Genomic DNA, 14,197 nt, shown 5'->3' with positions numbered 1-14,197 from the left:
GTCAACTGCCCAGAGGCAATACCAGCCTGAACTCCGCCCCCCGTCCCACATCGCTGTCCACTTCCAGCGTTCCGCCGTGCCGGTGGATCACGGTGTGCACCAGGGCCAGCCCCAGGCCGACACCGCCGATGGCGGGGTGGCTGCGGTCGTGCAGTCGCTGGAACGGTGCGAACAGCTGGCCCTGCAGTTCCGGGGCGATGCCGGGGCCTTCGTCGCGTACTGACACGATCCAGTGTGCCCCCCGTTGCACGATGGAGCACTGCACCGTGCCTTCTTCGGGGCTGAACTTGACGGCGTTGTTCAGCACGTTGGCCAGCGCGCGGGACAGCAGGGCGCGGTCGCCCACGGTGGGGGCGGTTTCCGGCGCGGTGGCGATGGTTACCTCCACGCCCCGGTCGCGGGCCAAGGCCCAGATGTCGTCCACGGTTTCGGCCAGCACGGCCACCAGGTCCAGGGGCGCCATGCGGTATTCCTGCGACTCGGCGCTGGCGAGCTTGACGAAGTTTTCGGCCATGCCCAGCGACGCGCGTGCATAGCGCTCGATGCGCAGCATCAGCTCGTCATCCGGCATGCGGCCAGGGTAGGCTCGCTGCATCTCCAGCAGCGTGAGGATGGATGCATTGGGTGCACGGATGTCGTGCGAGATGAAGTTCATTGCCTGGTCGCGCTGCAGCTGGGCGCGGCGCATGTCTGTCAGGTCCACCAGGGTCAGCAGCCAGCCGGCCTTGGCCAAGTCGGTGAAGGGCTTGCACAGCACCAGCAGGTTGCGGCCTTGGGCATCGCGGCCTTCGCTCTGTTCGGGCATGTGGTGGTTGTGCAGTTTGTCCTGCGTGACCAGGGGCTGGCCGGTGCCGGTGTGCACCAGGTCGTGCAGCAGTTCGACCACGGACTGGCCCTGCAGCGGCACCTGGGGGTCTCCGCCCACGTGCCGGCGTGCCGCCATGTTGGTGAGCAGGATGCGCCCCTGCGGGTCGCAGACGATGGTGGGGGAGGGCAGCTGCTGCAGGCTTTCGCTTACGAAGTGGTGCAGGTCGCGCAACTGGCGCGATGCGCGTTCCACAGCATTGATGCGTTTTTCCAGAAAGTCACCGGAATCCCCGGGGCGGTGCAGCAGTCGCATCGACAGGCCGTCGCGTTGCAGGCGCTCCATCTCCAGTCGCAGGAAGTGTGCGGCTGCGCTCAGGCGCCGCCAGCTCCACAGCGGATAGGCCAGCACCAGCCCGGTCAGAGCCGCAGCGGGTGCGAACTGCAGGCCTATCCACGAAGGCAGGGCCACGCTGAGCAGCAGGGTGACCACGCCCAGCGCTGCGCTGGTGAGCAAGGCCACGAAGGGGCCCAGCAACAGCAGAGCCAGCAGCGCGCACACCACGGGCGCCAGGTTGAACAGGGTGTTGAGGGCGGTGGCGGCAGGCTCGATCCGCACGCCCGACAGGCGGCCGTCCAGCACCTGGGCCACCACCTCCACGCCGGGCATCAGCCGCGATTGCTCGCTCACGGGTGTGGCAAACATGTCGCCCAGGCCCGAGGCCGCAGCGCCCACGATCACGTACTTGCCGCGAAACGCATCTGCCGGCACCTGGCCGCGCAGCACGTCGATGTAGGAGTACGTGGTGAAGTGGCCGGGGCCGCCGGCATAGGCAATCAGCGTGCGGTCAGCGCGTTGCCAGGGGCCACTGCCTGGAGGCTCTGTGGCTGCAGCGCCGCCGGCCACCGGTGCGGCGCGCGCTGCATTGCACTGGGGCGATTTGTGTGATGCGGATGTGGAAGCGGCCACGCATTGCAGCGCCATGCTGAAGTGCTGCCAGGACGCGGCTGCGGGTCCTTCCTGCAGGTAGAGGCTGCGCACCACGCCGTCGTTGTCGGGGGCCACATGCACATGGCCCAGGCCGGCTGCGGCGTCTGCAAGTGCGGGCCAGGGCAGGTCGGCTATGTTGGCTGCCGGGCCATGACCGCGCCGCAGCACCGGAAGCACCACCCGCCCACTGCGCCGCATGGCGTCGGCCAGCAGCACATCGTCCTCGGGGTAGTCCAAGTCTTCTTCGTTGAACAGCACGTCCATGCCGATGGCGCGGGGCTGCTGTGCCGATACGCGCGCGATCAACTCTGCGTGTAGCGCCCGGCGCCAGGGCCAGCGGCCAATGGCCGCGATGCTAGGGTCGTCGATGGCAACGATGACGATGTCGGGGTGCGCGGGGCGCGAGAGCAGGCGCAGGCCAGCGTCCTGCACCAGGTGGTTCATCCGGCTCAGGCTGTCGGCGGTGCTGAGCCAGGCCACCAGCCCTAGCAAGGCGGCGGCCAGAAGGCTCCATTCCAGGCGCCGCTGCTGGCCCCGGGTGCGTCCGGCGGTCATCATGGGCTCAGAACCCTCGGGCTCGGGGCAAACGGCGTGCGCGGCTCAAGGGCGTGCCACGGGCTGGCCGTTCGAGGTGGAGACCGGCAGACCCGAACCCGTGCTGATGCCCGAGCCGACCCGGATCTGGCGCGGCGGCGAAAAGTCGCTCTGCAGCCCCGTAGGATCCAGCACCTGGATGCGCACGAGGTAGTCGCCTGCAGGCAGGTTGCTGGCGGTCCATGCAGGGGTGTCGAGCTGGGTGTCGAGCACGACCTTGTCAAACGCCAGGTCGTTGGCTGGGGCCAGTTGCAGGCGGAACCGCTGGCCAGGCTGCGCGGGCCAGTGCACCCGCACCGTGGTGTCGCCATCCTGCGCTTGCAATGACTGGGGCGACAGCGTGGCGGGGCGGTCTGTCACCGAGAAGGGCTGGGGTGGGGCAAACGGACCTTGGTCGGCCTGACTGCTCGGACTGTTTGGCAGCTGCAGCAGGCTGGCCGCACGCCAGAAATAGTTGCCTACCGGCAGCGTGTTCAGCGGCAGGCGGCATTCGGTGAGGCGTTGCTCGTCCAGCACGGGCTGGGTGAACTGCGCATCGCGGGCCACCTGCAGGCGGTACCAGGCCACACCGGGCACCTGCGTGCACCGCAGCTCGCCCGTGCCGCTGGCCAGCACCGCGCCGGGCGCAGGTTGCTGGTACAGCGGGGCCACGGGGCGCGTCTTGACTACAAAAGGCTGCACGGCAGGCACACCGGGGATGCCCGCGTCGTCCAGGGCGCGCACCGACAGGTAGTACCGCCCGTCTTCCACGGCTTTCCAGCGCAGCTGGCCGTCGGCAAAACTGCCGTGGCGCAGCACCTGGGTGAAGTCGGCGTCCTGCGCCACCTGGGCCTGGTAGCGCGCGGCGCCCGGCAGTGGTGGCACGTTGATGGCCAGAATGCTCGCATCGCTGAGCATGGCAGGGACGCCCGATGTGTCGGGCGCCACCAGCAGCGGGCGGGGTGCGCCCACGCTGCCATCGGCCGCCACTGCCAGCCCTTGCCCCGGAGCCAGCATCGAGGCCGCTGCCGCAGACGAATTGGATGGGCCAGTGGTTTCTTGTTGGCGGGACTGTACGGCCACCGAGCCGCTAAGCACCGATGCGGTGGTCTGGCCCGATTCGCCCATCGCAACGCCAAAGTGGGTGCCGCGCACACTGGTCACGGCCAGGGGCGTGCGCAGCTCAAAGCGGCGAAAAGCCTCGGCATTGGGTGGCACGCTGGATTCCACCGCACCGCTGCGCATCTCCAGCACCGACTGCAGGCTGCCCGCACGCCCCCGGCGGCGCAGCTGCCGCAGCAACAGCTCGGACTGCGCCTGGACCCGCACAACGGTGCCGTCGGCCAGCTTGACGGAGACAAAAGCATCCGGCCCCACCTGCAGCGCGGTGCCCTCTTCAAGCTTGCCGCCCTGGGTGACGGGCGCCGGGGCGTCGCCCGCGCGGGCTTGGGCGGTGACCGTGCCGTGCACGAACTCCACCGTGGCCGACTCGGCGGGTTGCAGGCGCACCGGAATCCACACAACCGAACCCGGCACCAGGCGCCGGGGGTTGGCCACCTTGTTGCGGGCCTGCAGCAGCGGCCACTGCCGGGGCGCGGCCAGATAGGCCTTGGCCAGGCCTTCGAGCGTGTCACCCTCCTGCACGGTGTGGGCAATTTCATCGCCCTGCGGCGTGGTGGCGGCAGGGGGAGCCGCCTGGGCACTGGTGCCCGCCACGCTACCGAGGAAACCCAGGGTCAATGCCGCGCTGGCGCGCAGGGCCCAGCGGGGGCGGCCGGTGTTCGTTGCCACGTGAAATCTCCTTCGTGCCGCTCGGTGCAGGCGGGCTGGCGATGGCATCCTGTGAGGATGCCGCCGTTGATAGTTGGGGGTCAGGCCCTTCGCTGGGCCTCAACAGCTTCAAAACGGTAACCCACACCGTAGACCGCCGAGACGATGAAGCCGTTGGCGGGCCGCAGGTCCAGCAGGGTGCGCAGGCGCGAGATGTGGGTGTCCAGCGAGCGCGACATGACATCCGCCACCTGGCCCCAGACGATGTCCTTGAGGTGGTCACGCGACAACAGTCGGCCCATGTTCTGAAACAGAAACAGGGCGAGATCGTACTCGCGGTTCTTGAGCTCCACGGGCACGCCGTCAATTTCGATGGACCGGGTTTCGGACAGGAAGCGGTAGCGCCCGAACTCCACCACGCCCCCCACATTGGCTGGGTAGGCCCGCCGCAGCAGGGCCGACACGCGGGCATTGAGCTCGCCAATGCGCACCGGCTTGACCATGAAGTCGTCGGCGCCACTACCCAGGCCTTCGACGATGTCGCGCTCTTCCTGGCGGTGCGTGACGAACAGGATGGGCAACTGGGTGCCCACATTTTTGCGCACCCAGCGCACCACTTCAGGCCCCGTCGTGTCTGGCAGGTGCCAGTCCACGATCAACAGGTCAAAGGTCTCGCGGCGCATCTCGCGCAGGAAGTCGGCACCGTTGAGGTGGGTGTGGCAGACATGGCCCATTGCCTCCGTGGCCTGTTTGATCAGATCCAGCTGGAGCGCATCGTCGTCCAACGCGGCTATGCGCATGGTTTTCTCCCCTGTCGAAAATGCAATTGCGGATTATTCGCGATAACCGCTGTCTGCGCTGCTGCGCACCGGCCTACCGCCCGGCAGTTGACATTTGTTAACGCTCTCTCGTTCGCCGCGACCGGGGAAGGGGCTGGGGAGAGATTTCGCGCACCAGCCGCATGCCGACCAGGGTGTACCGGGTTTGCGGGCTGTTCCAGTTGCGGTAGCCGCAGCGGGCATAAAACGACCAAGTGTGCCACGAGCCCCCACGGCGCACCCGCACGGTGCCGTCTGCGGGGCCTTGTGGATCATTGCGCGGGGAGTGCGCATAGTAGGTGTCCCCGTGCCAGTCCGACACCCACTCCCAGGCATTGCCCAGCATGTCGTGCAGGCCAAAGGCATTGGGCGCATAGCTGCCCACCGGGGCGGTGAAAACATGGCCGTCGCTGCCCGCCAAGGCGTGCTGCTGCCAGCGGGGCCACAGCGGGGCGACCTCCTGGTCAAAGGTGTTGGCTGTGTGCAGCAGGCCCTGCGGGTCGTCGCCATGCGGATAGCGGGTGCGGGTGCCAGCGCGGCAGGCGTATTCCCATTCGGCCTCGGTGGGCAGGCGGTAGTGGTGGCCTTCGGTGCGGCTCAGCCATTGGGCCAAGGCCTGGGCGTCGTTCCAGGTGACGTTCACGACGGGATGGTCTTGCCCCTGCGCAAAACCCGGGTTGCGCCACGAATAGCGAGGGTCGCGGCCCTCAAAGGCATCGCCGCGCTGGGTGGTGGCGGGGTCGTACTGCGCGTTGTAGCCGTAGCCGCCCGTGCCATCGGCTTCCGATTCGGGCTGGTAGCCCGAGGCCTCCAGAAAGCGCTGGAACTGCCCCACGGTGACCTCGTGCCGACCCAGGTAGAACGCCCGCCGGATGTGCACCGTGTGCGCGGGGCCTTCATCGGTCAACTCGGTAAAGCGCCTGGCCTCCAGCGACGGGTACGCGCGTGCCAGGGTATCGGGCGGCTCCACGCCTCCCATCGTGAAGCGGCCTGCCGGGACCTGCTGGAAGACCATGCCCAGGCTGTTGGTCCAGGTGGCGGGGGCGGTGTTTTGCGCAGGCCCCGCATGGGCGCAGGCGCAGACCAGCGCGGCTGTCAGGCCCACGCCATGCGCCCTGAGGGGGCGCCGCAGAAACCAGGCCATGTCGGGGATCAGGGTTGGCGGTCGGGGGCTTCGCTCACGCATTCAAAAATCAGGCGCGAGCCATCGTTGCGCAGCAGCTTGGGGAACAGCGCCAGCCGCTGGCATTCGCGCGTGGCCGCTGCATAGGCGGGCGACGTGTCGGTGCCGTACACGGGCACGCTGAAGGTGCGGTCACGGCCCGATGCCATGGGCCCCGAGGGGTGGTGGGGGCTGGTAGCGTTGCAGCCCGCCAGCACGGCGAGCACGGAGAGGGTGGCAACTGGCAGTTTCATGGGAGTCTCCAAGAACAGAACGGACAGTTTACGCACAAGGCCCACGCCGACAGCGTAGGCGCATTGCGCACACACCACAATCTTCCGTCGCGGCCCAGGCGGGTATTCTGCGGATTCACCCTGGAGGTGAATATTTGAATGATTTTGGCCGCTAGCGCTTATTGGTAAAGCGCAAGCAGCTATCAAAAAGTGACCGCTTCCCCCAACGCATTCCGACTTCGGATCCCGCGTTGGACAGGGACAGAGCGGTTTACGCGGCGGCTGCAGCCTCTGCCAGCGCCTGCAGCGCGGCTGCCACATCGTCGGCGCTCACGCCCTCCACCGGTGCCAGGCGCTGTGCCAGTGTCTGCAGTGCGTCCGGGTCTTTTTGCAACTGGGCAATGGCCTGGCCTGCTTCCTTGGGCGCGTCAAAACCGGTGCTTTGCAGCAGCAGGCGGCCATCGGCATCCACCAGCTTGAAGTAGAACTTGCCGTCGGCTTCGCGGTATTGCTTGAACGAAGGCAGCGTTGTCTTCGCGGCCTTGGCGGGCTTGGGCGCCGCAGTGGCCTGGGCCAGACTGCGCAGGCCCACAGCGGCGCGCAGCTCGCGGATGAACGGCGTGGCCAGCGCACGGGCGCGTTCGGCACCGGCCAGCAGGGTCTGCTCGATGCGGGCGGGGTTGTGGATGAGTTCTTCGTACTGCGCACGCATGGGGGCGATCACCTGGTCCACACGTTCGAACAGGGTGTTCTTGGCATCACCCCAGGCGATGCCGTCGGCGTAGGCCTGGCGCAGGGCGGCGGTTTCGTCGGGCGTGGCAAACGCCTGGTAGATCTGGAACAGCGCCGATCCCTCGGTGTCCTTGGGCTCGCCGGGTGCGCGCGAATCGGTCAGGATGCCACCGATCAGCTTCTTGAGCTGCTCGCGCGAACTGAACAGCGGGATGGTGTTGTCGTAGCTCTTGCTCATCTTGCGCCCGTCCAGGCCGGGCAACGTGGCCACATGGTCGTCAATGGCAGCCTCGGGCAGCACAAAGTGTTCGCCATACAGGTGGTTGAAGCTCGCAGCCATGTCACGCGCCATCTCGATGTGCTGGATCTGGTCGCGGCCCACGGGCACCTTGTGCGCCTTGAACATCAGGATGTCCGCGCCCATCAGCACCGGGTACATGAACAGGCCGGCCGTCACGCCGTCGTCGGCATCGCGGTCGGCGGCAGTGTTCTTGTCCACGCTGGCCTTGTAGGCGTGGGCGCGGTTGAGCACGCCCTTGCCCGTCACGCAGGTCAGCAGCCAGGTCAGTTCGGGGATCTCGGGGATGTCGGACTGGCGGTAGAACGTGACCTTCTCGGGGTTCAGCCCTGCGGCCAGCCAGCTGGCGGCGATCTCCAGCGTGGAGCGCTGGATGCGCACCGGGTCTTCGCACTTGATGAGCGCGTGGTAGTCGGCCAGAAAGTAAAAGCTCTGCACGCCGGGCGTGAGGCTGGCGGCCACCGAGGGGCGGATGGAGCCCACGAAGTTGCCCAGGTGGGGTGTGCCCGTGGTGGTAATGCCGGTGAGAAAACGCGTGATGCTCATGGGAAGGATGTCAGCAAGAAACGGGGGGAGAAGAATTAACGCAACAGTGCTGTGAGCGGGGTGAGCAGAAACTGGATGACGCCGTAGCCCAGCGACATCAGCGGGCGTAGCCACAGCGTCCCCACCACCCCAGCGATCACCAAGCCCATCACAATGAAAAAGCCCCAGGGTTCGATGCGAGAGACCATGTGCGCCTGTTTCCAGGGCAGCAGGCCCACCAGGATGCGCCCGCCATCCAGCGGCGGCAGCGGAAACAGGTTGAACGCCCACATCACGAGGTTGACCAGCACGCCAGCGCGGGCCATCTCGATGAAAAAGCGCTCCTCCACGCCAGAGCCCACCAGTGCCACCAGCAGCACGGCCCAGCCAATGGCCTGGATGAAGTTGGACGCCGGGCCCGCCAGCGCCACCCAGACCATGTGTTTCTTGGGATTGCGCAGGTTGCCGAAATTGACCGGCACCGGCTTGGCATAGCCAAACAGGAAGGCCCCCGAGGTCGCAAAGTACAGCAGCAGCGGCATCAGGATGGTGCCCACCGGGTCGATGTGTTTGATCGGGTTGAGGGTGATCCGGCCCATCATGTACGCAGTGTTGTCGCCAAAGTGGCGCGCGGCGTAGCCGTGGGCTGCCTCGTGCACGGTGATGGCAAACAGCACCGGCAGGGCGTAGATCAGAACGGTTTGGATGAGATTGGAGATGTCCACCCGGTGATTGTCTCAGACGCCCGCCACCCCAGCCGTTGCCGGGGCGACCCGCGCGGAGTACACGGCATGCCGGTGGTGGGATGACTGGCGCACAACAGGACTCGGGCAAGTGGCTCACCCCCAGGCAAGGCGGTTGTTGCATCCCGATTCGCGCAAGTTCTATGTGGGATGTACGTATGCCGAGGGCGCCCGCAGCGCCGTGATCATTGCTAGCATCTGACAGTTGCCCCCGGGGCGACCCAAAAAACCAAAACAACAGCCCTGGAGAGGCACAACATCATGTGGAACAACCTGAAAATTGGAACGCGCCTGGCCCTGGCGTTTGGCGGTATGGCACTGCTGGTGCTGCTGTTGATGGTCATGGCGCTGGCTGGCATCGGCGGGGCCGAGCAGGCACTGCAGGGCGCGCCTGTGACGGCGCCCCAGGCCCAGGCAGCACAGGCGCACCTGCAAAGCGCCCGGGCATGGATCATCGGCTGCAGCTGTGTGGCGTTTGTGCTGGCGCTGCTGGCTGTGTTCAGCCTGCGCATGAGCATCGTGGCGCCGCTCAACCAGGCCATCCTGATTGCAGAAACCGTGGCTTCGGGCGACCTGAGCCAGGAATTCAGCTCCGATCTGCAGGGCGACTTTGGCCGGCTCCTGAACGCCCTGGGCACCATGGAGGACACGCTGACCGACCTGGTGTCGCGCATCAAGCAGGACGCCGATGCCATCAGCGCCTCTGCCGCAGACATCGACCATGGCAACACCGACCTTTCCCGCCATGCGGAAGACCAGGTCTCTTCACTCACCGAAACTGCTGCCAGCATGGAGCAGCTGACCGCCACCGTGCGCCAGAACGCCGAGCGCGCCCATTCCGCCAGCGACCTCGCGGTGAAGGCCTCGGGCATTGCAGAGCAAGGGGGCGCGGTGGTGGGCGATGTGGTGTTGACCATGCAGGCCATCAGTGGCAGCTCACGCAAGATTGTGGACATCATCCAGGTCATCGAAGGCATTGCCTTCCAGACCAACATCCTGGCGCTCAACGCTGCTGTGGAAGCCGCCCGCGCGGGCGAGCAGGGCCGGGGCTTTGCGGTGGTGGCCAGCGAGGTGCGCAATCTGGCCCAGCGCAGCGCGGTGGCCGCCCGCGAGATCAAGGCGCTGATCAGCGCGTCGGTCGAGCAGGTGGAAAACGGTGCTGGCCAGGTGGGCAAGGCGGGCAAGACCATGCAGGAGATCGTGGCGGCCGTCGGGCAGGTCAGCGCACTGCTTGGCGAAATCTCCCACGCCCTGCGCGAGCAGAGCGACGCCATCAGCCATGTGAACGGCGCCGTGTCGCACATGGACGGCACCACCCAGGAAACGGCTGCGCTGGTTCAGAACGCGGTTTCGACCGCCACCTCGCTCACGGCGCAGGCGCGCGATCTGGAGCAGGCTGTGGGTGCGTTCAAGTTATAGCCCCCTGAGCGGCTGCGCCGCTTCCCCCCTCAGGGGGACGCCACCGGTGGCCTGGCAAAGCCAGTTCCACGGTGGCGCTGGGATGGGGCCGCGCCAGTTGTGGAGGCCCCGGGCAAGCGCTATGGCAGTCGAGGTGAGGAGCTGCGGCTACAACCCCAGCGCCTGCAGGCTGCCCCGGCCTTCGCGCACCACTTCGGGCTCGCCACCATTGCCCATGGGGGTCAGGTCCACCACAGTGGTGGGCTCCAGCGGGCAGGCGCCTGCGTCCACGATGGCGTCCACCAGCTTTTCGTAGCGTTCGCGGATTTCCTGCGGGTCGTTCAGGGGCTCGGTCTCGCCGGCCGGGATCAGCGTGGTGGCCAGCAGCGGGGCGCCGTGCAGCTCCAGCAGCAGCTGCAGGCCCTTGCGGTCGGGCACGCGCAGACCGATGGTCTTGCGCGAAGGGTGGCTCACGCGGCGCGGCACTTCCTTGGTCGCTTCGAGGATAAAGGTGTAGGGCCCGGGCGTGCCCAGTTTGAGCAGGCGGTACTGGCGGTTGTCCACGCGGGCATAGTTGGCCAGTTCCGACAGGTCACGGCACAACAGGGTGAGGTGGTGCTTGTCGTCCACCTGGCGGATGCGGCGCATGCGATCGACGGCATCCTTGTCGTCCAGGTGGCAGACCAGCGCATAGCTGGAATCGGTGGGCACGGCCAGAATGCCGCCCTTTTGCAGCAGCATGGCGCCCTGCTTGAGCAGGCGCGGCTGGGGGTTGTCGGGGTGGACTTCGAAATACTGGGCCATGAAATGGTGCGTCTCGTCTCAAACGGCAGCGGGGTGCCGGATGCGTTCAGCCAGCAGTTCCCAGACCGGGGTGAGCTGGCCGGGTAGCAGCGGCAAGGTCCCCAGGTCGGTGTGGGACTCGTCCGGGCTGTGGAAGTCGCTGCCGCGTGAAGCGGCCAGCCCAAACTCCTTCGCCATCGCGGCGTAGGTGACATATTCGGCTGCGCTGTGGCTTCCGGTGACGACTTCCACCCCGCGCCCGCCGTGGGCCTTGAACTCGGAAAACAGCGCAAATTCTTCGTTGGCACTGAACTTGTAGCGCGCCGGGTGGGCAATGATGGCCATGCCGCCTGCCTCGGTGATCCAGCGCACGGCGTTGCCCAGCGACGCCCAACGGTGCGGTACATAACCGGGCTTGCCTTCGATGAGGTATTTGCGAAATACCTCGGAGGTGTCCTTGCAGACCCCGGTCTCCACCAGAAAGCGGGCGAAATGGGTGCGTGAAATCAATGCCGGGTTGCCTACGAACTGCAGCGCGCCCTCGTAAGCGCCCGGAATACCCGCCTGGGCCAGTTGTTCGGCCATGTCCTTGGCGCGTTCGCCGCGCCCACCGCGTGTAGCGGCCAGGCCCTCGGCCAGTCGGGTGTCGTGGGGGTCGAAACCCAGGCCGACGATGTGGACGGTGGTGTCGGCAAAGGTGACCGAGATTTCAACGCCCGTGAGGTAGGCCATGCCCTGCGCATGGGCAGCGGCGGCGGCGCGGTGCTGGCCGCCGATTTCGTCATGGTCGGTGAGCGCCCACAACTCGACACCGTTGGCTTTCGCGCGGGCGGCCAGATCCTCCGGGGTCAGGGTTCCGTCGGATACCACGGAATGGCAATGCAGGTCGGCGTTCAGTATGGATGTCACCGTGCCATTTTAGGGCTTGTACCGATATCGCGCGCCACCGCGCAACCCCTGTGCCGTCGTGGACGGGTTCTCCGGAGTCCTGCCAGGTGCCGCTGACCCCCGGGTGGGCCGTCCTGTCACCTCCGGCACCTTGGGTGCGGGTTTCTCCCGGGAAAAAGAGGGCAGGGCAGTGCCTGGGCTGGCGTAGGCTTGTGGCCTGCTGTTGACGCAATCGGATGTTGCGTGCCGCGCGTTGGCCGCACACTTACATTTCCAGGTCCACGAGGAAAAAGAACCATGCAAATCGACAATATCCGCGTTTCGCGCAAGCTGTGGGGAGCATTCATCCTGCTGATGCTGGCCATGCTGTTGATCTCCGGCTTCCAGCAGTACCGGGCCAACAGCTCCATGTCGGCTGCGATGGACCAGGTGGTCGAGATCGAAGAGCGCATCTCGGCGGCCATACGCTGGCGGGGTGCCACAGAAACCGCCGTCAATATGGTGATGGGAGGAGCCGTCACCACCGACGCGGTGCTGGCCCAGCAGTACGACGCCAAGGTCAAGGAAATCATTGGCGGCATCAACAAGATTCAAGAGGGGATCGTGGCCGGTGCCACGGGGCCCGAGGAAAAAGCGGCGCTCGACAAGGTGCTGGCCGAACGCAAGCTGGTGCTGGCCGCCACCGCCAAGACCTGGGAGCTCAAGGGCGCGGGCGATGGCGTGGCCACCCAGCAGTTTGCCGACAATGAACTCACCCCCATGGTGGCGCGCTACCTCAAGGCGCAGGATGATTTTGTTGCTGTCCTGCAAAAGCGCCGCGAGGGGATCCGGGCCGAGACCACGCAACGGCGGGTTGCCTACGCCATCCAGGGCCTGGTGGTGTCGGCCGTGCTGGTTGTGGTGGTGCTGCTGCTGGCCTGGAAGCTGGTGCGCTCCATCACCGTGCCATTGGACGAGGCGGTGGAAACCATTGACGCCATCGCCGCTGGCGACCTCACGCGCGAGCTGCAATCCACCCGCAAGGACGAGTTCGGCCACATGCTGAGGTCCCTGTCGGCCATGTCCACCCGCTTGCGGGGGGTAGTGAGTGAGGTGCGGGTGGGTGTGGATTCCGTCTCGTCGGCCTCGATCCAGATCGCCAACGGCAACCACGACCTGTCGGCCCGCACCGAGCAGACTGCCTCGAACCTGGAAGAAACCGCCGCCAGCATGGAAGAACTTACGGCCACGGTGAGCCAGTCGGCCGACACCGCGCGCCAGGCCAACCAGCTCGCGGGCACGGCGGCCCAGGCGGCGGCGCGCGGCGGCGAAGTGGTGGGCCAGGTGGTCACCAGCATGCAGCAGATCACCGACAGCAGCCGCAAGATCAGCGACATCATCGGCGTGATCGACGGTATTGCCTTCCAGACCAACATCCTGGCGCTCAACGCCGCTGTGGAAGCCGCCCGCGCGGGCGAGCAGGGCCGGGGCTTTGCGGTGGTGGCCAGCGAAGTGCGCAGCCTGGCCGGGCGCAGCGCCGAGGCCGCCAAGGAGATCAAGAATCTGATCAGTGCCTCGGTGGAAAACGTCGAGTCGGGCTCTGCCCAGGTGGCCCAGGCGGGCCAGACCATGGGCGAGATTGTGGCCAGCGTGCAGCGCGTGAGCGACCTGATTGGAGAAATCACGGCATCTTCCTCCGAGCAGCGCGACGGGATTGCCCAGGTCAACCAGGCCGTGACGCACCTCGACCAGATGACGCAACAGAACGCGGCGCTGGTGGAGGAGTCCACCGCCGCCGCAGCCTCGATGCGCGACCAGGCCCAGCGCCTGGCCGAGGTGGTGGCGGTGTTCAATGTGGGCGCGATGGCGGTTCGCGCACCGGCAGCGCCCCGCCCGGCTCCGCCTGCGGCGCCCCGGCCAGCGCCTGCGGCCAGAACCGCCCTCGGCAACCAACCCGCAGCACCCAAGGCAACCAAGCCGACCAAGGCACCCGCCGCTGCACGCCCCGCTGCCACCCCTGGCCCATCGGCCGCGCCCGCTGCACCTGCGCCCCGGGCTACAGCCCAAGGCGGGGATGACGACTGGGAAAGCTTCTAAAGGCCGCTGGGTGTGGTGGATTTTGCTATTTAAATGCTAGCTGTTTGCGCTTTTCTATCAAGCGCTGGTGGCAAAAAAAGCCTCGAGATTTTTGCACCCCACCCCCGAGGCAGCCCCGGCTGCCTTTGTCTTTGTTTTTTGCGATGGACGAAAGGATCTGCCCATGCCCTTGGTCAACATCCGCCTCGCGCGGCGCGAACTGCCCACCACCGCAGCCCAAAAGGCAGCCCTGATCGCCGGTGTCACCCAACTCATGCAACAGGTGCTGGACAAGCGCCCTGAAAGTGTCACCGTCATCATCGACGAGGTGGACCCTGAGAACTGGGGCCAGGGCGGCGAGCCGGTGACGGTGATCCGCCAGCGCAGCAAGGGCCCTGCGCAGGCGTGAGCGGGGTGGGGCCTT

At 66.7% G+C, this 14,197-nt stretch carries 12 protein-coding genes; 3 read left to right on the top strand and 9 right to left on the bottom strand.

Translation table 11 applies throughout. The annotated features are described in order from the left end of the window. Position 1: 1 nt before the first annotated feature. The 7 genes from ACQ4MJ_RS14950 to ACQ4MJ_RS14920 form a co-directional block, all read right to left on the bottom strand. A complete protein-coding gene (locus tag ACQ4MJ_RS14950) occupies positions 2-2,353 on the bottom strand; it encodes a CHASE2 domain-containing protein (RefSeq protein ID WP_431152133.1) in 2,352 nt (783 codons plus the stop codon). Positions 2,354-2,395: 42 nt separating this feature from the next. Then, complete coding sequence (locus ACQ4MJ_RS14945; RefSeq protein WP_431152135.1) at positions 2,396-4,159, bottom strand: FecR family protein; 1,764 nt, start codon at positions 4,157-4,159, stop codon at positions 2,396-2,398. A gap of 80 nt (positions 4,160-4,239) precedes the next feature. Next, positions 4,240-4,938, bottom strand: a complete 699-nt coding sequence (locus tag ACQ4MJ_RS14940) for a response regulator transcription factor (protein ID WP_121507291.1) — start codon at positions 4,936-4,938, stop codon at positions 4,240-4,242. A 97-nt stretch (positions 4,939-5,035) separates the two neighbouring features. Beyond that, positions 5,036-6,100 (bottom strand): formylglycine-generating enzyme family protein, encoded by a 1,065-nt coding sequence (locus ACQ4MJ_RS14935; RefSeq protein ID WP_431152137.1) that lies wholly within the window; start codon positions 6,098-6,100, stop codon positions 5,036-5,038. An 8-nt stretch (positions 6,101-6,108) separates the two neighbouring features. Further along, a complete protein-coding gene (locus ACQ4MJ_RS14930; RefSeq protein ID WP_055393485.1) occupies positions 6,109-6,372 on the bottom strand; it encodes a hypothetical protein in 264 nt (87 codons plus the stop codon). 250 nt (positions 6,373-6,622) lie between these two features. Beyond that, complete coding sequence (locus tag ACQ4MJ_RS14925) at positions 6,623-7,927, bottom strand: tryptophan--tRNA ligase (protein ID WP_431152138.1); 1,305 nt, start codon at positions 7,925-7,927, stop codon at positions 6,623-6,625. Positions 7,928-7,962: 35 nt separating this feature from the next. After that, on the bottom strand, positions 7,963-8,631 hold the full coding sequence (locus ACQ4MJ_RS14920) for a site-2 protease family protein (protein ID WP_055393480.1): 669 nt from the start codon (positions 8,629-8,631) through the stop codon (positions 7,963-7,965). A gap of 279 nt (positions 8,632-8,910) precedes the next feature. On the opposite strand from ACQ4MJ_RS14920, the gene ACQ4MJ_RS14915 reads away from it, so the two are divergent. After that, a complete protein-coding gene (locus tag ACQ4MJ_RS14915) occupies positions 8,911-10,068 on the top strand; it encodes a methyl-accepting chemotaxis protein (RefSeq protein WP_121420992.1) in 1,158 nt (385 codons plus the stop codon). A gap of 147 nt (positions 10,069-10,215) precedes the next feature. Here ACQ4MJ_RS14915 and ACQ4MJ_RS14910 read toward each other — a convergent pair whose 3' ends face one another. Then, positions 10,216-10,851, bottom strand: a complete 636-nt coding sequence (locus ACQ4MJ_RS14910; protein WP_055393476.1) for an L-threonylcarbamoyladenylate synthase — start codon at positions 10,849-10,851, stop codon at positions 10,216-10,218. An 18-nt stretch (positions 10,852-10,869) separates the two neighbouring features. Beyond that, positions 10,870-11,739 (bottom strand): 3',5'-nucleoside bisphosphate phosphatase, encoded by an 870-nt coding sequence (locus ACQ4MJ_RS14905; RefSeq protein ID WP_176888678.1) that lies wholly within the window; start codon positions 11,737-11,739, stop codon positions 10,870-10,872. A gap of 276 nt (positions 11,740-12,015) precedes the next feature. On the opposite strand from ACQ4MJ_RS14905, the gene ACQ4MJ_RS14900 reads away from it, so the two are divergent. Together ACQ4MJ_RS14900 and ACQ4MJ_RS14895 are read left to right on the top strand one after the other, a co-directional pair. Next, complete coding sequence (locus tag ACQ4MJ_RS14900; protein WP_431152140.1) at positions 12,016-13,794, top strand: methyl-accepting chemotaxis protein; 1,779 nt, start codon at positions 12,016-12,018, stop codon at positions 13,792-13,794. Positions 13,795-13,957: 163 nt separating this feature from the next. Continuing rightward, positions 13,958-14,182: a tautomerase family protein gene (locus ACQ4MJ_RS14895; protein ID WP_121420989.1), complete on the top strand. Its 225-nt coding sequence runs from the start codon at positions 13,958-13,960 to the stop codon at positions 14,180-14,182. Positions 14,183-14,197: the final 15 nt, after the last annotated feature.

This window comes from Acidovorax facilis, assembly GCF_050626955.1.
GTDB classification, from domain to species: Bacteria; Pseudomonadota; Gammaproteobacteria; order Burkholderiales; family Burkholderiaceae_C; genus Acidovorax; species Acidovorax facilis.
Note: the sequence above shows the minus strand (reverse complement) of the source record. Positions and strands in the feature narration are given on the sequence as shown.

What these genes read in the sequence shown, in the direction of transcription:
- ACQ4MJ_RS14925 (WP_431152138.1), bottom strand. Translation starts at nt 7,927, where the DNA reads ATGAGCATCACGCGTTTTCTCACCGGCATTACCACCACGGGCACACCC.
- ACQ4MJ_RS14950 (WP_431152133.1), bottom strand. Translation starts at nt 2,353, where the DNA reads ATGATGACCGCCGGACGCACCCGGGGCCAGCAGCGGCGCCTGGAATGG.
- ACQ4MJ_RS14915 (WP_121420992.1), top strand. Translation starts at nt 8,911, where the DNA reads ATGTGGAACAACCTGAAAATTGGAACGCGCCTGGCCCTGGCGTTTGGC.
- ACQ4MJ_RS14930 (WP_055393485.1), bottom strand. Translation starts at nt 6,372, where the DNA reads ATGAAACTGCCAGTTGCCACCCTCTCCGTGCTCGCCGTGCTGGCGGGC.
- ACQ4MJ_RS14940 (WP_121507291.1), bottom strand. Translation starts at nt 4,938, where the DNA reads ATGCGCATAGCCGCGTTGGACGACGATGCGCTCCAGCTGGATCTGATC.
- ACQ4MJ_RS14900 (WP_431152140.1), top strand. Translation starts at nt 12,016, where the DNA reads ATGCAAATCGACAATATCCGCGTTTCGCGCAAGCTGTGGGGAGCATTC.
- ACQ4MJ_RS14935 (WP_431152137.1), bottom strand. Translation starts at nt 6,100, where the DNA reads ATGGCCTGGTTTCTGCGGCGCCCCCTCAGGGCGCATGGCGTGGGCCTG.
- ACQ4MJ_RS14910 (WP_055393476.1), bottom strand. Translation starts at nt 10,851, where the DNA reads ATGGCCCAGTATTTCGAAGTCCACCCCGACAACCCCCAGCCGCGCCTG.
- ACQ4MJ_RS14895 (WP_121420989.1), top strand. Translation starts at nt 13,958, where the DNA reads ATGCCCTTGGTCAACATCCGCCTCGCGCGGCGCGAACTGCCCACCACC.